Annotated in this window: 15 protein-coding genes and 1 tRNA gene; 6 read left to right on the forward strand and 10 right to left on the reverse strand. The window is 71.1% G+C overall.

All coding sequences use genetic code 11. The features are described 5' to 3' along the window. Nucleotides 1-216 precede the first annotated feature (216 nt). A complete protein-coding gene (locus tag ACFYXS_RS34440; protein ID WP_389255478.1) occupies nt 217-3,639 on the forward strand; it encodes a phosphodiester glycosidase family protein in 3,423 nt (1,140 codons plus the stop codon). Nucleotides 3,640-3,776: 137 nt separating this feature from the next. On the opposite strand, the gene ACFYXS_RS34445 is transcribed toward ACFYXS_RS34440, so the two are convergent. Together ACFYXS_RS34445 and ACFYXS_RS34450 are read right to left on the reverse strand one after the other, a co-directional pair. After that, nucleotides 3,777-5,441 (reverse strand): hypothetical protein, encoded by a 1,665-nt coding sequence (locus tag ACFYXS_RS34445; RefSeq protein ID WP_389255480.1) that lies wholly within the window; start codon nt 5,439-5,441, stop codon nt 3,777-3,779. An 824-nt stretch (nt 5,442-6,265) separates the two neighbouring features. Further along, nucleotides 6,266-6,341: transfer RNA gene (locus ACFYXS_RS34450), tRNA-Thr, on the reverse strand. A 220-nt stretch (nt 6,342-6,561) separates the two neighbouring features. On the opposite strand from ACFYXS_RS34450, the gene ACFYXS_RS34455 reads away from it, so the two are divergent. The 3 genes from ACFYXS_RS34455 to ACFYXS_RS34465 all read left to right on the forward strand — a co-directional run bounded on the left by ACFYXS_RS34455 (nt 6,562) and on the right by ACFYXS_RS34465 (nt 9,087). Continuing rightward, the gene (locus ACFYXS_RS34455) at nt 6,562-7,680 is read left to right on the forward strand and encodes an ABC transporter ATP-binding protein (RefSeq protein WP_389255482.1); all 1,119 of its coding nucleotides are present in this window, start codon (nt 6,562-6,564) and stop codon (nt 7,678-7,680) included. A 222-nt stretch (nt 7,681-7,902) separates the two neighbouring features. Then, nucleotides 7,903-8,319, forward strand: coding sequence for a hypothetical protein (locus ACFYXS_RS34460; protein ID WP_319663544.1), 417 nt, complete (start codon nt 7,903-7,905; stop codon nt 8,317-8,319). A gap of 30 nt (nt 8,320-8,349) precedes the next feature. Beyond that, complete coding sequence (locus tag ACFYXS_RS34465; RefSeq protein WP_389255484.1) at nt 8,350-9,087, forward strand: NDP-sugar synthase; 738 nt, start codon at nt 8,350-8,352, stop codon at nt 9,085-9,087. Between the two features lie 75 nt (nt 9,088-9,162). On the opposite strand, the gene ACFYXS_RS34470 is transcribed toward ACFYXS_RS34465, so the two are convergent. The 6 genes from ACFYXS_RS34470 to ACFYXS_RS34495 form a co-directional block, all read right to left on the reverse strand. After that, nucleotides 9,163-10,764, reverse strand: a complete 1,602-nt coding sequence (locus ACFYXS_RS34470; protein WP_389255486.1) for a DoxX family protein — start codon at nt 10,762-10,764, stop codon at nt 9,163-9,165. A gap of 166 nt (nt 10,765-10,930) precedes the next feature. Next, complete coding sequence (gene rlmB / locus ACFYXS_RS34475) at nt 10,931-11,887, reverse strand: 23S rRNA (guanosine(2251)-2'-O)-methyltransferase RlmB (protein ID WP_389255488.1); 957 nt, start codon at nt 11,885-11,887, stop codon at nt 10,931-10,933. An 89-nt stretch (nt 11,888-11,976) separates the two neighbouring features. Then, entirely contained in the window at nt 11,977-13,371 is a 1,395-nt protein-coding gene (gene cysS / locus ACFYXS_RS34480; RefSeq protein WP_389255490.1) for a cysteine--tRNA ligase, read from the reverse strand. A gap of 100 nt (nt 13,372-13,471) precedes the next feature. Next, nucleotides 13,472-13,969 (reverse strand): 2-C-methyl-D-erythritol 2,4-cyclodiphosphate synthase, encoded by a 498-nt coding sequence (gene ispF / locus ACFYXS_RS34485; RefSeq protein WP_389255492.1) that lies wholly within the window; start codon nt 13,967-13,969, stop codon nt 13,472-13,474. Further along, entirely contained in the window at nt 13,959-14,690 is a 732-nt protein-coding gene (gene ispD / locus ACFYXS_RS34490; RefSeq protein WP_389255640.1) for a 2-C-methyl-D-erythritol 4-phosphate cytidylyltransferase, read from the reverse strand. Before ispD ends, ispF begins: the two co-directional genes overlap by 11 nt. Nucleotides 14,691-15,026: 336 nt before the next feature. Further along, nucleotides 15,027-15,509 (reverse strand): CarD family transcriptional regulator, encoded by a 483-nt coding sequence (locus ACFYXS_RS34495; protein ID WP_018559600.1) that lies wholly within the window; start codon nt 15,507-15,509, stop codon nt 15,027-15,029. 612 nt (nt 15,510-16,121) lie between these two features. On the opposite strand from ACFYXS_RS34495, the gene ACFYXS_RS34500 reads away from it, so the two are divergent. Beyond that, complete coding sequence (locus ACFYXS_RS34500) at nt 16,122-16,742, forward strand: DUF461 domain-containing protein (protein ID WP_389255494.1); 621 nt, start codon at nt 16,122-16,124, stop codon at nt 16,740-16,742. A gap of 110 nt (nt 16,743-16,852) precedes the next feature. Here the strand turns inward: ACFYXS_RS34500 and ACFYXS_RS34505 are convergent, their stop codons facing one another. Both ACFYXS_RS34505 and ACFYXS_RS34510 read right to left on the reverse strand, forming a co-directional pair. Continuing rightward, nucleotides 16,853-17,533, reverse strand: coding sequence for a response regulator transcription factor (locus ACFYXS_RS34505; RefSeq protein WP_319663536.1), 681 nt, complete (start codon nt 17,531-17,533; stop codon nt 16,853-16,855). Then, on the reverse strand, nt 17,530-18,801 hold the full coding sequence (locus ACFYXS_RS34510; RefSeq protein ID WP_389255496.1) for a sensor histidine kinase: 1,272 nt from the start codon (nt 18,799-18,801) through the stop codon (nt 17,530-17,532). The genes ACFYXS_RS34505 and ACFYXS_RS34510 overlap by 4 nt, the downstream gene beginning before the upstream one ends. A gap of 198 nt (nt 18,802-18,999) precedes the next feature. On the opposite strand from ACFYXS_RS34510, the gene phoU reads away from it, so the two are divergent. Next, on the forward strand, nt 19,000-19,680 hold the full coding sequence (gene phoU / locus ACFYXS_RS34515) for a phosphate signaling complex protein PhoU (RefSeq protein WP_360910124.1): 681 nt from the start codon (nt 19,000-19,002) through the stop codon (nt 19,678-19,680). Nucleotides 19,681-20,010 lie beyond the last annotated feature (330 nt).

The following is a 20,010-nucleotide window of genomic DNA, read 5'->3' on the forward strand; positions in this document are numbered from 1 at the left end:
CCCCGTACCGCACGCTGTGTTACGGGGGCGTCCGCACACTCCGATCCGGCCGATATTTGACCGAATCCATAGACATGCCACTCCTGTGGGTCATCTGAAAACCCGCAACCGGCCATCTCTCCTTCGCCATGCGGGTGTCGTGTGTACGCGAGCCGGTGTTCGACCGGCAGCACACTCATAAGGACACACGCAATGACACTTCGCGGGAAGAGATCCGTGGGAGCCGGCGCACGCCGGACCGCGGTGGTGACCGCGCTGGCGCTGGCACTGGCCGGTGCGGTCACCGGCGCTGCGACCGCCTCGGGCACATCCGGGGACGGGGCCGCGAGCGACCGGGCCGCCGACCAGGACTGGCTGCCGCAGACGCCGGAGAACTGGCCGCTCGTGGTGGACTACAGCCGCACCCCGAGCGAGACCGTGACCCAGGGTCTGGAGCACTACAGCGAGACCTACGACACCGTGGGCGGGCGCCAGCACGTCCAGGTGCTGAGCGCCGACCTCAGCGACCCGAACCTCCGGGTCGGCATCGTCGAGGCGGGCGACACCGTCACCAACCCGGCGGACGAGACGGTCTCGTCGATGGCCAACCGCACCCACGCGGTGGCCGGCGTCAACGGCGACTACTTCGAGATCCACGCGAGCGGCCGTCCGCTCGGCGGCGTGGTGACCGACGGCCGGATGCTGAAGAGCCCGAAGCCGGGCTTCGCCTCCCAGCTGGGCATCCGCCCCGACGGCTCGATGGTCATGGGCCCGGAGACCTTCTCCGGCACGATCACCGACGGTGCCGCCACCCGCGCGCTCACGTCGGTCAACACCGTGGGCGACCTGACGGCCGGCGGCATCACCGAGGTCACCCCCGACCTCGGTGCCGCCACAGGCCTGACCAGCGGCACCCTGGTGCTCGGCCACGCGACCGCCGGTGGCTTCACCGTCGACAGCGTGAGCAGCGCCGTCACCTCCCTGCCGCAGCTCGGCAAGGACCAGCTGGGCCTGCTCGGCGCCGGTGCCGGAGGCACCTGGCTGTCGGCGAACCTGCACTCCGGCGACACGGTCGGCATCACCACGCGACTGTCCCCGGACAACGATGTCACGCAGCTGGTCAGCGGCGTCACCACGCTGGTCAAGGACGGCAAGGTCTACAAGGACCCGACCGGCACCCCGCCGAGCGGCGCCAACCCGGAGACCGCCGTCGGTATCACCGAGGACGGCAAGCACGCCATCGTCGTCGCGGTCGACGGCCAGGGCGGCACGACCCGCGCCTTCGGCGTGACCCCCGAGCAGGCGGCCGGCTACATGGTCGCCCACGGCGCGGACACCGCGATGCTCTTCGACGGCGGCGGCTCGACCACCATGGCCGTGCGCGCCCCCGGCGCCAAGCAGGCCACGGTCGTCAACACCCCGTCCGACCAGCCCGGCAACACCGAGCGCCCGGTCGCCAACGGCATCTTCTTCTACTCCACCGAGAAGGAGCCCGCCGAGGCCCACAAGGTCGTCGTGAACGGCGGCGACCGCATCACCACCGTCCCCGGCAGCACCATCCCGCTGTCGGTGTACGCCACGGACAAGGTCGGCAACCCGACCGACGGCACCGTGGACGTCCGCGTCGAGCCCGCCTCCCTCGCCTCGTACGAGAACGGCAGGCTCACCGCGCACGGCAGCGGTGAGGGCGAGGTCATCGCCACCAGCGACGGCCGCAGCACCTCCGAGAACCTGGAGGTCGCCGCCGAGCTCAAGGACCTGTCCCTCTCCCCGGACACCGTCGACATGGCCAACGGCGGCACCCAGCAGCTGACCCTGACGGGCACCGTCAAGAGCGGCCGCACCACGGACATCTCCGCCGACGCGGCGAAGTGGACGGTCACCCCGTCCTCGCTCGGCACCGTCGACGCGCACGGCGTGTTCACCGCCGACGCGAACAACGGCGGTCTCGCCGAGGTGACCGCCGAGGTCGGCGGCAGGACCGCCACCGCCTCGGTCGCCGTCGGCAGCGTCAGCAAGGTCATCGACCCGATGACCAGCACGAGCGTCTGGCGTCTGAGCAACAACACCACCGGCAAGCCGGCCACCCTGTCGGCCGACCCGGGCGTCGTCCCGCCGGGCTCCACCGAGACCGGCTCGCTGCGCCTGGACTACTCGATGCCGGCCGGTTCCGGCGTCAAGCAGCTGGTGCTCTCGCCCAACGTCACCCTGAAGACCGACACCAACGGCGGTCACGTCCCCACCGGCATCGGTGTGTGGATCAAGGGCGACGGCAACGGCATCGAGCTCGCCGAGAAGTACATCAACGTCAACGGCACGTCGACGACGCTGTACCCGACCTTCGTCACCTGGAAGGACTGGCACCTGGCGGTCGCGCAGCTGCCCGCCGGCATGCAGTTCCCGCTGACGATCAGCTTCATCGACTTCCTGGCGATCAGCCCGAGCACCGCCTACAGCGGCGCGCTCAACGTCTCCGGCCTCCAGGCCCTGTACTCGCCGCGCCCGGTCACGGTGCCCGACTACAAGGCGATCCCGGACAACCCGTCCTGGCTGAAGTTCGAGGAGAACGCGGACAACTTCGCCAAGAGCGGCAACACCCTGCTCACCGGTGACGACGCGCACATGCTCGCCTCCGACCCGGGTTCGGTCAGCAGCAACGTGATGGACTCCATCGCCAAGCGACTGCCCACCCTGAGCCCGCAGGCCCACCCGGACGCCGCCCAGTTCCTGGGCGACATGCCCGACGACGGCAAGCTGCCCGACCTGCAGTACGCGAAGTCCAAGATGGACGCTCTCGGCATCCCCGAGCGCGACATCGTCGGCAACCACGAGATCACCCAGGGCGCCGACTCCGAGAACGGCAACTACAGCGACACCTTCGGTGACACGCACTACGCCTACACCCAGGGCGAGGCGCGGCTGATCGTCACCGACAACTCGCACGGCAGCCTGCAGAGCTCGGACCCGTTCCAGGACCCGACCGGCGCCCAGTACCCGTGGCTCGTCCAGCAGTTGTCGGCCGCCACGGCCAAGGACGTGCTGGTCGTCACCCACATGCCCGCCTACGACCCCCACCCGGCCGCGAACAGCCAGTTCACGGACCGCTGGGAGGCGCGCATGTACATGCGGCTGGTCCAGAAGTTCCAGCAGTCGCACCCGCAGCAGCACGTGATCATGATGTACGGCCACGCGCGCGGCTTCTCCGAGCAGATCCTCAACCCCGAGGGCGAGAGCGTGACCACCGCTCAGGGCGGCATCCCGCAGTTCACCTTCGCGGACCTGGGCATGCCCGCGTACGCCCCGGCGGACCAGGGTGGCTTCTACCACTTCGGCCTGATGCGCATCGGCACCGACGGCAACCTGCAGTACTCCGTCGAGCCCGCCCTGGCGTCCATCGCCATCACGGCGCCGACCGCGCCGATGGAGCGCAACGACCAGGTGGACCTGACCGCGACCGGTGCCCTGATCGGCGGCGACAACATCGCCCCGCTCAGCATGCCGATCGCGGACCCGGCGTCCCACGTCTGGTCCTCCAGCAACACCAAGGTCGCCGAGGTGGACCCCACCACCGGCCACCTGCGGGCCCACCGCGCCGGCACGGCCACCATCACGGTGACCAGTGGCGGCGTCACGGGCACGGCCCAGGTCACGGTCAAGTAACCCACTGACCCCGCACGGTTCCGCCCTTCCCGGCCCACCAGGCCCGGGAGGCCGCCGTGGGGCCTGGACCCGGAACGCCCCGGACCAATCCACGGTCCGGGGCGTTCTGCCGCTTCAGAGCGGCGCCGACGGGGTCGTTACCGGACGTCGACGTAGTCCGAGACGGTGTTGCTGACGAGGTAGGTCTGCGCGGTCGTCCCGTCGAGGACCGCCGCCCACGTGCCGTCCTGAGTGGCCCGTTCCCAGTTGGCGAAGCGGCCCTTGTCGTCGAGCCCCATCTGGTACAGGTACCGGTAGCTCTTGGCGCCGCGGGGCTTGAAGTACAGGGACACCCCCCAGTCCCGAAGGGGCTTCCAGCCGGTGCCGCTACGGACCTGCACGGTGCCGTTCAGCCATATGTGGTCGCCCTTGCGCACCGGTTCGGGCGTGGCGTTGAAACCGACGACCCGGGTCGCCAGCCGGCGCAGGTGAACGGTCTTGGTGACCGCGGGGGCGAGATCGGGGTTGCCCTGGAAGCGGACGCGCCAGTAGCCGTCGGACGGAGCCGTACGGGTCTGGCCGAAGGTCTCCGCGACACCGGCCTTGTTGTGGCGGACGGTCACCGGGAGGGTTGCCACGGCCTTCCAGCCGGTCTTGCCGTTCTTGGAGTAGTCCAGGACGACGGCCGGCTTGGCGGGCCAGTGCGCGCGGCTGTCCTTGAGGTTGAGCGAACCCGTGACATGAAGCCGGGACCGGTCGTCGAGGGTCAGATTGGCGTTGAGCACGGTCTTGAACGCCACATGGACGGTCAGCGGCTGGGACGACATCGTCGCGAACAGCTCGTCGTCACCGGCCAGGACGACCCGGCCGGCGAGGGCGGCACCCGTCGAAGGCACCTTCAGGGTGTACCGGCCGTGGCCGTCGGTGTACGCGCCGCTGAGTCCGGTCCCGCTCGGGCCGTTCGTGTAGGCGAGCAGCGAGCCGGGCAGGGGCTGCCAGCCCTCGGGGGTCTGGATCTCGGCAAGGCCGGTGACCGTTCCCGTGGCGCCTTGCGCGAGGTTCAGCGTGTGCGTGTTGACCGAGACCCTGGTGGGCCACTGCACCGTGGTGACGCGCACCGATGACGACGCGAGGTTGACCGCGTCGCCGGCGTCGGCGTTGAACCCGTGCCGGGCGTACACGTCGGCGTCGCGGGCGGTGGGGACGAAGTCGGCAGTGAACCGCCCGTCCGGGCCGGTGGTCGCGACGATCACCGCGTGGCCGGTTTCGATGTCGACCTCCTCCCCGGCGACGGGCACTGACGCCTCCGGTTCGCCCGGAGGCTCGGCAAGGAGCGTGCCGGAGACCGTGACGCGCTGATGCGAGTAGTCCGGGGCCGTCGGCGTGACGCTGAAATCCGGAATTCTCATCGCCGTCTGGTAGTGAAGGACGGTGTACGGACGGGTCAGACCCGTGAAGGTGGCACCGGAGGCATCCGTGACGTCGAAGGTCATCCGGTACTCACCGTGCTCCGGCAGGTGCACCGCGGTCTGCCAGTCGGTCGTCTTCCCGCCCGGATTCCAGATGACGCTGAAGTCGTCGGTGGAACCGGCCTCCGGCGTTCCCTCCGGGCTGCGCAGGGGGAAGAAATGGGCGGTGATGCCGGTGACCGGGATGTCGGAGAAGGTGCGGACATTCAGGATGCCGGGGTGCTGGAAATCCCCGGAAGCGGCGATCCCGGGCGGCTGGGGGGTGGTGGCCCCCTGCGCCGGCGTGGTGGCCGCGAGGGCCGACACACCGAGCGCCGTCGAGATCGCGGCGGACAGCATGATGGAACGTCGCAAAGCGTTTCCCCCCAGAGATGACTGCGATGCGGCGCCCGGCGGCAACGCCGGGGCGGCTGGCCGGACTTGGCTCCACGGCAGTCGCGTCCAAGTCGGGCCCGACGCACATTAGCCCACGCGTTCGCACGCCATCCACACCGTATTGAACGCGGAGGAGACCACCGGCCGAATCCTCGTGGAACGGGCGTCGGAGAGTGAGCGCCGGGGGCCCGTAGGTGCCGCAGAACTCGCAATCGCAACGCGTCAGGGAGTTCGCCTGGCAATGGGCGGTCGGCCAGTAGTCGGACGCACAAGGGCCGGGGGCGAGCAGCGTCCCGTCGCGGGGCACCGTCCTGTCGCACCAGGTGCAGCACACGACGGCGGACACGCCGACCTCGCGCAGTTGCCCGGCCGCACCGACGGCCATCGCGAAGGAGCCCGCCGTCACAACCGCCACGGGAGCACTGCCCAGAAGAAGCTCGCTGCGCCGCAGACTCAGCCCGGTCACCGCCCGCACCGCCCGCAGGGCTTCCTGGCCGCCGCTCCCGGTTTCGGTCACCAGCACGGTGAACCCCGGATCCTCCACGGGCACTTCTCCCTCGGCACGGCGGCAGCCGTCCTCAATATGTCGGCGGGGAGAACTTCGGCCCATCGGTTCTCCGTGCGAGGCCCAGGCTGCCCCAGGGCCGTCATCCGGAACGTCCCGGCAGGGCCCGGGGGCTGTGTGGCATCCGATCGCCTGACGACTGGCCGACGGAACCGGCACGGCAGGGTGACTGCCGTCACAATCTGCCGCCAACGCCCCCGTGATTCGCATCACGTGAGGCGTTGACGCAGGTCACACATGGAGCCGCCTGTCGGGTTCGAACCGACGACCTTCGCTTTACAAGAGCGGTGCTCTACCAGCTGAGCTAAGGCGGCAGGCGTCCCGCGCCCGCCGTGGTGACCGGTGGGTGGGGTCAGGGAGAAGTGTACCCAGGCGGGGAGGGGGGAGGGTCGGGGAATTGGGCGGCAGGGGGGTGCTGACAAAGTGGGGCGCTGGGGGTAGCGTCACGGAAAGTCCACTCCCCCGTGGACTAGACCTCATCTCCTTTACTCGGATCGTCCGGCACGTTCCTGCCGGTGAAGGGACCACTGCACCATGGCTACTGTCACTTTTGACAAGGCGACCCGGATCTACCCCGGGACCGAGCGCCCCGCTGTCGACGCGCTGCAGATCGACATCGCGGACGGCGAATTCCTCGTCCTCGTCGGCCCCTCGGGCTGCGGCAAGTCGACCTCGCTGCGCATGCTGGCCGGCCTGGAGGACGTCAACGACGGCACCATCCGGATCGGCGACCGGGACGTCACCCACCTGCCGCCCAAGGACCGGGACATCGCCATGGTGTTCCAGAACTACGCGCTCTACCCGCACATGACCGTCGCGGACAACATGGGCTTCGCCCTGAAGATCGCGGGCGTGAACAAGGCCGACATCCGCAAGCGGGTGGAGGAGGCGGCCAAGATCCTGGACCTCACCGAGTACCTGGGCCGCAAGCCCAAGGCGCTCTCGGGCGGTCAGCGCCAGCGTGTGGCGATGGGCCGCGCGATCGTGCGTGAGCCGCAGGTCTTCCTCATGGACGAGCCGCTGTCCAACCTGGACGCCAAGCTGCGTGTGCAGACCCGTACGCAGATCGCCTCCCTGCAGCGCCGCCTCGGCACCACCACGGTCTACGTCACCCACGACCAGACCGAGGCCATGACCATGGGCGACCGCGTCGCGGTCCTCAAGGACGGTCTGCTGCAGCAGGTCGACACCCCGCGCCACATGTACGACCGCCCGGCCAACCTCTTCGTCGCGGGCTTCATCGGCTCGCCGGCGATGAACCTGGTCGAGGTGCCGATCACCGACGGCGGCGTGAAGTTCGGCAACTCCGTGGTGCCGGTCGAGCGCGACGCGATCCAGGCCGCGGCCGACAAGGGCGACCGCACGGTCACCGTCGGCGTCCGCCCGGAGCACTTCGACATCGTCGACGGCGACAGCTCGTCGCTCTCGAAGGACGGTCCGGCCGGTCTGGCCGTCACCGTGAACGTCGTCGAGGAGCTGGGCGCGGACGGTTTCGTCTACGGCTCGGCCCAGGTCGGCGACGAGCACAAGGACCTGGTCATCCGCGTCGGCGGCCGCCAGGTGCCCGAGAAGGGCTCCGTGCTCCGTGTCGTGCCGCGCGCCGGCGAGACGCACGTCTTCTCCACCTCCACCGGTGAGCGCCTCAGCGACTGACGCGCAGACGGTACGCACCGTGGCCCGGCCCCCGCGCAAGGGGGGCCGGGCCACGGTCGTTCTCCCCCTCCGGAGCGGCCCCGCGAGACCGCCCCATTTACGGGCACACAGCCGCGTTTCGAGCGTGTTCGTCAATGCCCCCGTAGTCGATCAAGAGGCATTCATCACTCGTCAGAGTGGCTAAATGTCGCCAAATCATTACTCCTCGCTACCATCACTGCCGTGAACCAGGTAGCCCGCCGTATCGGCAAGTCACTCGCCCTCGTCCTCCCGGTCGTCCTCGTACTGTCCGGCACCCTCGCGGTCACCCGTGTCCCGTGGGCCACTTCGGCCTCCGAGTCGCAGGTGCTCACCGCCTCGCACGACAAGGAGGCCACCTCGGCCGGCCGGTCGGCGCCGCAGGAGGTGCTGCGCCGCAAGCTCCTCACGGAGCTGCAGGCGAAGAACCCGGGCGTCGCCCTCACCTCGCTGCAGCGCGAGATGGCCGCCCGCCCGTCGCTGGCCCAGTACTGCGGCTCCCTCGCCAAGTCGCTGGGGCGTGCCGCGGTGGCCAAGTACGGCTCCGTGCAGCGCGCGCAGTCCTGGTCGCGGCCGGTCTGCGACACCGCCTTCGCCACGGGCGTCGCCTCCGTCGGATGACCCGACACCCCGGTCCCGTAGGGTGCGTCCATGACCGGCGCGCCCACGACCTCCCAGGTGGTGACCCAGGCCGTCCTCCTCGCCGGAGGACAGGGTTCCCGCCTGCGCCCGTACACCGACACCCGCCCGAAGCCGATGATCGAGATCCCGGGAACCGGGACTCCGATCATCGGCCATCAACTCGCCTGGCTGGCCGCCGAGGGCGTCACCGACGCCGTGATCTCGTGCGGCCACCTCGCTGACGTCCTCCAGGACTGGCTCGCCGGCGCGGCGGCGGATCTGCCGCTGCGCATCACGACCGTGGTCGAGCGCGAGCCGCTCGGACGCGGTGGCGCCCTGAAGTTCGCCGCCGCCTCCCTCCCCCGGCCCGACGAGGCCTGGTACGCCACGAACGGCGACATCTGGACGCGGTTCTCCCTCCGCGAGATGGCCGACTTCCACGTCGAGCGCGCCGCGGCCGCCACCCTCGCGCTGGCCCGCCCCCGCATCCCGTGGGGCGCCGTGGAGACCGACGAGTTCGGCCACGTCCTGGACTTCGTCGAGTCGCCGCCCTCGCCCTTCCTCATCAACGCGGGCGTCTACGTCTTCTCCCCCGGCTTCACGGAGCTGCTGCCGGACCGCGGGGACCACGAGCGCACGACCTTCCCCCAACTCGCCCGGGAACGGCGGCTGGCGGGCTTCTCGCTGCCCCAGGGCGCGTACTGGCGGGCCATCGACACCGAGAAGGACCTCACCGAGGCCGCCAAGGAGCTCGCCTCCCGGCCCTGAGAGCCCCTGGCACAACGACGAGGCGGCCGGAGGAGCACCTGCGCTCCTCCGGCCGCCTCGTGGGCGTACAGGGCGTTATGCGACCTTTCCGGACCCCGTGCGGTGCGCCGGGGCGCCCAGCAGCCACCCGGAGGTCTCACCGCTGCCGAGCAGGCCGCCGAGGGCCCCACCGCTGTCGGAGGAACCGCCGCCGCTGCCACCGCCGCCGGTCGAACCGCCGCTGCCGGTGGAGGTCGGCGGGTTGCTCGGCTGCGTCGGCCGCGGCTGGGTGGACGGCACGGTGTGCGTCGGGCTGCTCCCGGTGCCGCCGCCCGCCGAGCCCGTGCCGTTCGCACCGGACGCGGAGCGGCTGACGGTCGGCGCCGAGGACGGAGCGCTCGGCGTGGAGGGCGAACTGGACGGCGAGGGCGACGCCTTGCCGGACCGGGAGGCCGAGGGCGCCGCGGACGGCTTGGCCGAGTCCTCACCTGGCACCTCGGGCAACGGGGAGCCGTTGAGGTCGTTGGTGGGCAGGTCGGTCGGGCCGGGCAGTTGGGAGTGCGGCGAGGTCGACCGCACCGCGGTGCCCAGCGTGGCACCGACCACCAGCGCGACGCCGGCCAGCACCGTGGCGAGCACCGCGCCGCGCCGCAGCACCCGGCGCCGCAGCTCCCACAGCGGGGCGCGCGGGCCGAGCCGGCGCCAGGCCTCGGAGGCCAGCCGTCCGTCGGCGGAGTAGACCGGCGCGCCCGCGATGATCAGCGGGCTCCACGCGGCCAGGTAGACGATGTCGGGCGCGTCGTACGCCGGGACGGTCCGCCAGCTCACGGTGACCAGCAGGGCGGCCGACAGCAGGGCGCCGATCGACGCCGCGAACCGCTGCCAGAGCCCGAAGACCGTCAGCACACCGGCGATGACCTGGAGGAAGGCCACCGTCAGCCCGGCCCCGATGGGGTGCGCGAGCGCGAGGTCGCGCAGCGGCTCGGCCGCCGCCCACGGGTCCAGCGAGTTGAGCCAGGTGACCATGGAGCCGCGCTTGCCGCCGTCGAAGTAGACGGGGTCGCAGAGCTTGCCCATGCCGGCGTAGATGGAGATGAAGCCGAGGAAGATCCGGAGCGGCAGCAGCACGATGCCGAGGTTCATCCGGCGGCCGGGGTACCAGGCGTGCCGGATCGGCTCGCCCCGGTCGGCCCGGCGCGTGCGGCCGTGGCCGTAGTCCTGTTCGTCGTCGTCCGGGCCGAACTGCGCCCCGTCGTCGACGTCGTAGTGCGCCGCGTAGGCGAACTCGCCGGTGTCCTCGGAGTCGTCGTGGCCGTCGAAGGCGCCGCGCGCGGGCCGCAGGCCGCCGAGCATCTCGTCGGGCGCCGGGGGACGGCGGGGCGCGCCGACGAGGGGCTGCGGGTGCTCCTCGATCCGCGGCAGCACCTGGGTCGTGGCGCCGGCGTCGAGGCTGTCGGAGTTGCTCTGCCTCACGGCGGAGAGCAGTTGTGTGGCGGCCGCGTCGCCGGGGCGGCTGCGCCCGGACCACACCAGCGGCGCGCCGCGGCGCTGCGCGGCGGCGGAGGGACGCACGGACGTGGGAATGACCGGGACGCGCGCGGTCCTCGCCATCGCGGGCGCGGACGACGCGCCGAGCTGCACGCGGAAGCTCGCGTGATTGACGATGACCTGGGCCGGGTCGGACGCGATCTTGTGCATGGTGAGCACGGGCTCGTCGGGTGCCGCGGCCCGTCCCCCCGGAGGAGTGCGGGGTGTTCTGGTGTCCACACTCATCTAACCGAGTGACACCCGATAAGGACACTGTGTGACGGGCCTCTTCTGTCCGAGGCCCGTCAACCAGCGGTTTTGTCCCGAAACGGAACGGTCACGCCCGGCGGCGCGCCGCCTCGTAGAGCACGATGCCCGCCGCGACACCCGCGTTCAGCGACTCCGCGCCACCCGGCATCGGGATGCGCACCCGCACGTCACAGGTCTCGCCCACCAGCCGGGACAGCCCCTTGCCCTCGGAACCGGCGACGACCACGACCGGGCCGGAGAGCGCCTCCAGTTCGTGGAGTTCGACCTCCCCGTCGGCCGCGAGGCCCACGACCGTGAGGCCGGCCTTCTGGTACGCCTCCAGGGTGCGGGTCAGGTTGGTCGCGCGGGCGACCGCGACCCGGGCGGCGGTGCCGGCCGAGGTCTTCCAGGCGCCCGCGGTCATGCCGGCCGCGCGGCGCTCGGGGACGACGACCCCGTGCCCGCCGAAGGCGGCGACGGAGCGCACGACCGCGCCGAGGTTGCGCGGGTCGGTGACCCCGTCCAGGGCCATGATCAGCGGGTCCTCGCGCGCGTCGAAGGCCGCCGCGGCCAGGTCCTCGGGGTGGGCGTACTCGTAGGGCGGGATCTGCAGCACCAGGCCCTGGTGGTTCAGGCCGTTGGTGATGCGGTCCAGCTCGGGGCGCGGCGCCTCCATCAGCGGGACGCCGCGTTCGGTGGCGAGCTTGACCGCCTCGCGCACCCGTTCGTCGTTGTCGATGAACTGCTGGACGTAGACCGCCGTGGCCGGGATGTCGGCGCGCAGCGCCTCGACCACCGGGTTGCGCCCCGCGACCAGTTCGGACGTGGACTTCGCGCCGCGCCCCGAGGGGCGGCGGGACTGCGACGAGGCGGCGCGCTTCACCTTCGCGTTGGCGGCACGCTGTTTGGCATGCCCCTTGCGCGCCTCGGCGGGCGGGGTGGGGCCCTTGCCCTCCAGGCCCCTGCGCCGCTGCCCGCCGCTGCCGACCGTCGCGCCCTTCTTGTTGGCGGTACGGCGGTTCCTGCGCTGGCTGTTGCCGGCCATGGGTCACCTGTTTCCTGCTACACAGCCGCGTACGGCTGCTCCTGCGTGAACGTACGTATCAATGATGGCCCGGAGGCCGGGCACGGCGCCTACCGCGAGCCGAGCGACCAGCGCGGGCCGGAGGGCGTGTCCTCGATCTCCAGGCCGGACTGCTGCAGCTGGTCGCGGATGGCGTCGGCGGTCGCGTAGTCCTTGCGGGCCCGCGCCCCCTGCCGCTGTTCCAGCACCAGGCGGACCAGGGAGTCCACGACCCCGTGCAGGTCCTCGCTGCGCTCGCCGCCGGACCAGTGCTCGTGGAGCGGGTCCAGACCGAGGACGCCCAGCATCGCACGGACCTCGGCGAGGCGGGCGACCGCGGTCTCCTTGTCGTCCGCGGTCAGCGCGGAGTTGCCCTGGCGGACGGTGGTGTGGACGATCGCCAGCGCCTGGGGCACGCCCAGGTCGTCGTCCATCGCCTCGGCGAACGCGGGCGGCACCTCGGCGGCCGGCTCCACCGGACCGGCCATCTCGACGACGCGCTGCACGAAGCCCTCGATCCGTGCGAACGCCGACTCCGCCTCGCGCAGCGACTCCTCGCTGTACTCGATCATCGAGCGGTAGTGCGGGGTGCCGAGGTAATAGCGCAGCACGATGGGCCGCCAGCGCTTGGTCATCTCGCTGACGAGCACCGAGTTCCCGAGCGACTTGCTCATCTTCTCGCCGCTCATGGTGACCCAGGCGTTGTGCACCCAGTAGGCGGCGAAGTCGTCGCCGTACGCCTTGGACTGGGCGATCTCGTTCTCGTGGTGCGGGAAGATCAGGTCGATGCCGCCGCCGTGGATGTCGAAGGCGGGGCCCAGGTACTTGTGGGCCATCGCGGAGCACTCCAGGTGCCAGCCGGGACGGCCGCGACCCCACGGGGTGTCCCAGGACGGCTCGCCGGGCTTGACGGCCTTCCACATCGCGAAGTCGCGCGGGTCCCGCTTGCCGGTCTCGCCCTCGCCCTCGGGCTGGCGCAGGTTGTCCAGCTCCTGGTTGGACAGCCCGAGGTAGCCGGGGAAGGAGCGCACGTCGAAGTAGACGTTGCCCTCGGCGGCGTAGGCGTGGCCGCGCTCGATCAGGCCGCGCATCATCTCGATCATCTCGGGGACGTGCCCGGTGGCGCGCGGCTCGTACGTGGGCGGCAAGCAGCCGAGCGCGTCGTAACCGGCGTTGAACGCCCGCTCGTTGTCGTAACCGATCGACCACCAGGGGCGGTTCTCGGTGACCGACTTGGCGATGATCTTGTCGTCGATGTCGGTGACGTTGCGCACGAACGTCACGTCGTAGCCGCGGTGCGCGAACCACCGCCGCATGATGTCGAAGTTGAGCCCCGACCGGACGTGGCCGATGTGCGGGGCCGCCTGCACGGTCGCGCCGCACAGGTAGATCGAGACGCAGCCCGGCGTGAGCGGGGTGAAGTCACGGACCTGGCGCGCGTTGGTGTCGTACAGGCGAATAGTCACGCATCAAGGGTAGTGGCCCGGGACCCCTGCGGCGGACGGCCTCGCAGCGGCTTCACGGGGTTGTGACACCGGACCTCACCCGTACGTGTCCCGCGGCCCGCTACACCCGGTAGACCAGCGCCGTGGCCACGGCGGCCAGCCCCTCGCCGCGGCCGGTGAAGCCGAGCCCGTCGGTGGTGGCACCCGACACCGACACCGGGGCGCCGACCGCGCGGGTCAGCACGGCCTCGGCCTCGGCGCGGCGCTTGCCGACCTTGGGCCGGGGGCCGATCACCTGGACGGCGACGTTGCCGATGCCGAAGCCGGCCTCGCGGACGATCCGGGCGGCCTCCGTGAGCAAGGTCACACCGGAGGCGCCGGACCACTGCGGGCGCCCGGTGCCGAAGTGCGCGCCGAGGTCGCCCAGGCCGGCGGCGGAGAAGAGCGCGTTGCACGCGGCGTGCGCGACGACGTCGGCGTCGGAGTGGCCCGCCAGCCCGTCGCCCTCGCCCTCCCACAGCAGTCCGGCGACCCACAGCTCGCGGCCCGCCTCGAAGGCGTGGATGTCGGTGCCGATGCCGACCTGGGGGATCAGGCCGGGCGTCCGGTCAGTACTCATCGGAGGCCCTCCGTCGTGCGAGTACGGCCTCGGCGAGCACCAGGTCCAGCGGGCGCGTGACCTTGAAGGCCTCTTCGTGGCCGGGGACGACCAGCACCGGGACGCCCAGCCGCTCGACCATGGACGCGTCGTCCGTGACCTCGCCGGTGACCGTGGCGTGCGCCTTGGCCAGCGTGACGCGGTCGAAGCCCTGCGGGGTCTGCACGGCGCGCAGCAGGGCGCGCTCGGGGGTGCCGACCACGGCGCCCGTGTCCGGTTCGATCTGCTTGACGGTGTCGGCCAGCGGCAGGCCCGGCACCACGGCCGCGGCGCCGTCGCGGACGGCGGCGGCCACGGCCTCGACCATGTCGACCGGCACCAGCGGGCGGGCCGCGTCGTGCACCAGCACGACGTCGACCTCGTCCGGGAGGGCGGCCAGCCCCAGCCGTACCGATTCCTGGCGGGTGTCGCCGCCGGGAACGATCCTTATGTCCTTGGCCTCCGGCAGCCCGTGGCTGTCCAGCAGCGCCCTGACCTCGGCGACGCCGTCCGCGGGCGCCACGACGACGACCAGCGACACCGCGCGGGCACGGGTCATGGCACGCACGGCGTGCACGAGGATGGGGACGCCGCCCAGGGTGCGCAACGCCTTGGGCGCACCGGGGCCGAGCCGGACTCCGCGTCCGGCGGCGGGAATGACTGCGGCGGTAGTCAGGTTTGTGTCCTTGGCCGAATTGGGTATCGCCTCAACGTGCCGGGCACGAAGCGCCTGTCGGACCCTTCCGTGACACCGACAGGGCCAACTGCCCGGGCCCGGCACTCAGTATGCAGGGGGAGTCGACGCACGAGCCAACGCTGGGCACCGCGTACGAGCGCCGGTGCGCTGAAAAAGGCCCCGATCGGGCCCGCGCACGGCACGGGGGAACGATCCCGCAGCCCGTTCGACGGGTCATGCGGTCGCGCCGTCCCACCGGACGGGCGGCCGTGAGGGGCGGCGCACCGCACAGGCCCGTGAAGACCTGCGGGTACGCCGCAGTGCCCGGCGTACGGGACGCACCGGGCACCGCGGGAATCCGCGTCAGGACGCGAGAACCTCGTCGAGAAGGGTCTCGGCCTTGTCCTCATTCGTGTTCTCCGCGAGCGCGAGCTCACTCACCAGGATCTGACGGGCCTTGGCGAGCATGCGCTTCTCGCCGGCCGACAGTCCTCGCTCCCGCTCGCGCCGCCACAGATCGCGCACGACTTCCGCGACCTTGATGACGTCGCCGGAGGCGAGCTTCTCCAGATTTGCCTTGTAGCGGCGGGACCAGTTGGTCGGTTCCTCGGTGTACGGTGCCCGCAGCACCTCGAAGACCCGGTCCAGCCCTTCCTGACCGACCACGTCGCGCACGCCGACGAACTCCGCATTGTCCGCGGGCACGCGTACCGTCAAGTCGCCCTGGGCGACCTTGAGCACCAAGTAGGTCTTGTCCACGCCTTTGATCTGGCGAGTTTCGATGGCCTCGATCAGCGCGGCCCCGTGATGGGGATAGACCACGGTGTCGCCAACCTTGAACGTCATGTGACAGGTACCCCTTCCGTGGCTATCCAGGGTAACACGGAAACGGCCGGTTCTGAATGGCGTTTTCGCAGGTCAGGGCATATCTCGGGGCTTGACAAGGGCGCCCGGGACGTGCTGCGCGGGGCGGGCGGAAGGCGGTATTCGCAGGTCGGAGCGGGTATCAGGGGAGGCCGAAACACGCCTGTCACGCCACGCACAGACCCCGATCATGGGGCGCAACATCCGGATTTGTCCCTCCCCTGCGGGGGGTCGGCCGCTACTCCGTTCGGCCGCCACGGACCGCGGTGATCCATTTTTGCGCACCGCCGGATTTCCGTCCGGGGGATCAACGGTAAATCGATCATGGCGGGGTGGCGGGAATCGTTCGGCGTAATGCCGGAATGGATTCCCGTCGAGTGCCGGCGGGGGCGCGGACGGGGCGCTCGAAGGGGTTCCGCGGCGGTCCGGGGGGCCGCGAGGACACCCGGGAGGGTGAGGCCGCCCCGCCGAAGGGTGGCCCGGTGCGGGCCCGGGAGGCGGGCTCGGTAACCTAAGCCCGCACTTGGTAAGTCGTCAGTCCCGTACGTCCGTACACCTGTACCTCCGTACCCTGCCCAAGGAGATGCCGCCGCCGTGAGCCTCCCCCAACCTCCGGCCGGGGGCGCCCCCTGGCTTCGACGTGGCGCCCTCGCCACCGTCCTCGCGCTGTCGCTGGTCCCGCTCGCCGCGTGCGCGGCCGGGAACCACGCCGACACGCTGCAGGTCCGGCCCGACCACGCGGCCACCAGCGTGGGCGACATCGAGGTCCAGAACGCCGTGGTCCTGACCCAGGCCGCCGGGTCGAGCGGCTCGTCCGCGATCTCAGCCAAGGTGTTCAACAACGGCGACGACGAGCAGACGCTCGAGTCCGTGACCGTCGGCGGGCAACAGGCCGAACTGTCCGGCCCGATCAAGGTCCCCGGCCACGGCTCCGTGCTGATCGGCGGGGACGGCAACCCGGCCGCCACCTTCGCGGGCGGCACGGAGAGCAAGAACAACGGCGACTTCCAGCAGGTCGTCTTCGACTTCAGCAAGACCGGCGAGGTCAAGCTCCAGACGCTGGCGCTGCCGGCGACGGGCTACTACGCCTCGTTCGGCCCCAGCGAGGCCGCCGCGAGCCCGAGCGTCTCCACCAGCCCCGGCGGGAAGCCCAAGCCCTCCGGCAGCCCGTCCTCCGGCGTCAGCGAGTCCGCCACCGGGTCGCCGACCCCGTGACCCCCTGACACCGCGAAGGGGCCCCGGGAGCGATGTGCTCCCGGGGCCCCTTCCGCGTTGCGGACGCCCCGCGGTTCCGGTGGTTCCCCGGTTCCGGAGGCACGCGCGGTTTACGGCTCGAACTTGTAGCCCAGGCCGCGCACCGTCACCAGGTAGCGCGGCGCACCCGGATCCGGCTCGATCTTCGCGCGCAGGCGCTTGACGTGGACGTCCAGGGTCTTGGTGTCACCGACGTAGTCGGCGCCCCAGACCCGGTCGATCAGCTGCATGCGGGTCAGGACGCGGCCCGCGTTGCGCAGCAGCATCTCCAGGAGGTCGAACTCCTTGAGCGGCAGGTCGACCTTGCCGCCGCCGACGGTGACGACGTGGCGGTCGACGTCCATGCGGACCGGGCCGGCCTCCAGCGCGGACGGGGAGATCTCCTCCGGCTCGCCGCGCCGGCGCAGGACGGCGCGGATACGCGCCACCAGCTCGCGCGAGGAGAAGGGCTTGGTGACGTAGTCGTCGGCTCCTATTTCGAGGCCGACAACCTTGTCGATCTCACTGTCCTTGGCGGTCACCATGATCACCGGGACGTTGGACTTCAGCCGCAGCTGGCGGCAGACCTCGGTGCCGGGCAGGCCCGGCAGCATCAGGTCGAGCAGGACGAGGTCGGCGCCGTTGCGCTCGAACTCGTCCAGGGCGTCGGGGCCGGTCGCCGAGATGGCGACCTCGAAGCCCTCCTTGCGGAGCATGTAGGACAGGGCATCACTGAAGGACTCTTCGTCCTCGACGACGAGTACTCGGGTCACGGGAGGACCTCCGGGGCGGGGATGTGATCAGGGAACGACTCGTAGAGAGCGGAGGAGGTTTCGGAGTCCTCCGACGGCACGGCGGCGGCGGAGCGGTCCCGGGATTCCCGGGATGTCGCGGCCTCCGGCAGCCGTAGGGTGAAAGTGGAGCCCTGGCCTTCAGCACTCCACACCGTGACCTCCCCGCCGTGCGAGGCGGCCACGTGCTTGACGATGGACAGACCGAGCCCGGTGCCGCCGGTCGCGCGCGAACGCGCCGGATCCACCCGGTAGAACCGCTCGAAGACGCGGTCCCGGTCCTTTTCTGAGAGGCCGATTCCCTGGTCGGTCACGGAGATCTCGATCAGGTCCCCGCCCGGGGCGGGGATCCGGCGGCCCGCGATGCCCACACGAGTGCGGGCCGGGCTGTAGTTGACCGCGTTCTCGACGAGGTTGCCGAGGGCGGCCGCCAATTGACCGCGGTTGCCCCAGATGAACAGATCGGGGGCACCGCCGGTGGCCATGGTGATCTGCTTGGCGTTGGCGGGGTGCCGGCAGCGGTCCACCGCCTCGGCGACGAGATCGTCGACGGCGACGGACTCCGCGTCGTCGAGGGGGTTGTCGTCCTGCACCCGGGAGAGGTCGATGATCTCCTGGACCAGGCTGGTCAGCCGGGAGGCCTCGATCTGCATACGGCCCGCGAAGCGCTGTACCGCCTCCGGCTCGTCGCTGGCGTCCATCACCGCTTCGGAGAGCAGTGACAGGGCACCGACCGGCGTCTTCAGCTCATGGCTGACGTTCGCGACGAAGTCGCGCCGCACCGCCTCGATCCGCCGGGCCTCGGTGAGGTCCTCGACGAGCAGCAGCACCAGGCGGGAGCCCAGCGGTGCCACCCGCGCGGACACCGCGAGGCCTTCGCCCCGTCCGGCACCGCGGCGTGGCAGGTCCAGTTCCACCTGCCGTATTTCGCCATCCCGCCGGGTCTCTCGTGCCATCTGCAGCATCTGGTCGACGGCGAGCCTGCCGCCCCGGACCAGTCCCAGGGCGTACGCCGCCGAGCTGGCCTTGACCACCGTGTCGCCCTCGTCGAGGACGACGGCCGACGAGCGCAGCACGGAGAGAACCGTGTCCACGCCCGGCGGAAGTACGGCTGCGGCGTCCTGCCGCAGGGATGTGCGCGTGGGGCGGGCCTGTTCCCGCTCGCTCCAGCGGAACGCGAGCACAGCGATCACACCGGTGCAGAGACCGGCGATCGCACTGGCTGCGGCGACTGCCGCGTTCACGTCCATACACCCAGGTTAGGCGGACGGAATGAGTGACCCACAGCAGTCGGAGCTTCTTATCGAACGTGCGTTGCCAAGAGTTCACCGTGGTGTCAGGGTCGATTCATTCCCGGGGCTCGGGCGATACGCGTGCGGGGGCGAGCGTGTGGGCGTGCCGGCGTGGAGGACAATCCTCTTTGTTTGATCGGGAACGGAAGGAACGCGATGCGCGACGCATACCACGAGGAACTCGACTCGATCGGTGACGGCCTGGTCGAGATGGCCCGGCTGGCCGGCTCCGCGATCGGCCGGGCGACCACGGCGTTGCTCGACGCCGACCTCAAACTGGCGGAGAGCGTGATCGCCGCCGACGAGAAGATCGACGACCTCCAGCGCGAGCTGGAGAACCGGGCGATCACCCTGCTCGCCCGCCAGCAGCCGGTCGCCACCGACCTGCGGATCGTCGTCACGTCGCTGCGCATGAGCGCCGACCTCGAGCGCTCCGGCGACCTGGCGCGCCATGTGGCGAAACTCGCACGACTGCGCTTCCCGGAGAGCGCCGTGCCGAGCGACCTGCACAGCACCATCCTGGAGATGGGGCAGCTGGCGCAGCGCCTGATGGCGAAGGCCGCCGAGGTCATCGTCACCAAGGACGTCGACGAGGCGCTCCAGCTGGAGCAGGACGACGACCGCATGGACGAGCTGCACCGGACCCTCTTCCAGCACCTGCTGGACGACCGCTGGTCGCACGGCATAGAGACCGCGGTCGACGTGACCCTGGTCGGCCGCTACTACGAGCGCTTCGCCGACCACGCCGTCTCGGTGGCCAAGCGCGTGGTCTACCTCGTCACGGGCGAGCACCCCGACGAGCTGACCCCGCCGCCCATCCCGATGCCGGCGGACTAGTCGCGGCAGCGGGGGTCCGCGCCGCGGGACGGTGACATACCGGACGCGCCGGAACGCTTCCGCGCGCCGTTGATGCGCCCGTGGGGGACGCCCTTCACTGGTGGGAGGCATGCACGCAGCCGTTCACCGGCCCAGGAGGGTACTGATGCCCGAATCCCCCACGTCGTCCACCGCCCGCGACCAGTCGTCCGCGGAGGGAACCCCGCACTCCCCCGGTGTCCGCGAGCTGCCGCTCCTCGGAGCGTGCGGCTGCGGAGCGGGCTGCGGCTGCGGCTGCCAGTCCGGAGCGCCCTGCCGCTGCGGCGGGTGCAACTGCTGACCCCTTCCGTG

The sequence above is a fragment of the Streptomyces sp. NPDC002574 genome, from assembly GCF_042889545.1.
Taxonomy (GTDB): domain Bacteria; phylum Actinomycetota; class Actinomycetes; order Streptomycetales; family Streptomycetaceae; genus Actinacidiphila.

Coding starts and splice junctions, on each gene's coding strand:
- ACFYXS_RS34495 (WP_018559600.1), bottom strand. CDS start 15,509: ATGACGTTCAAGGTTGGCGACACCGTGGTCTATCCCCATCACGGGGCC.
- ACFYXS_RS34455 (WP_389255482.1), top strand. CDS start 6,562: ATGGCTACTGTCACTTTTGACAAGGCGACCCGGATCTACCCCGGGACC.
- rlmB (WP_389255488.1), bottom strand. CDS start 11,887: ATGGCCGGCAACAGCCAGCGCAGGAACCGCCGTACCGCCAACAAGAAG.
- ACFYXS_RS34465 (WP_389255484.1), top strand. CDS start 8,350: ATGACCGGCGCGCCCACGACCTCCCAGGTGGTGACCCAGGCCGTCCTC.
- ispF (WP_389255492.1), bottom strand. CDS start 13,969: ATGAGTACTGACCGGACGCCCGGCCTGATCCCCCAGGTCGGCATCGGC.
- phoU (WP_360910124.1), top strand. CDS start 19,000: ATGCGCGACGCATACCACGAGGAACTCGACTCGATCGGTGACGGCCTG.
- ACFYXS_RS34510 (WP_389255496.1), bottom strand. CDS start 18,801: ATGGACGTGAACGCGGCAGTCGCCGCAGCCAGTGCGATCGCCGGTCTC.
- ACFYXS_RS34470 (WP_389255486.1), bottom strand. CDS start 10,764: ATGCACAAGATCGCGTCCGACCCGGCCCAGGTCATCGTCAATCACGCG.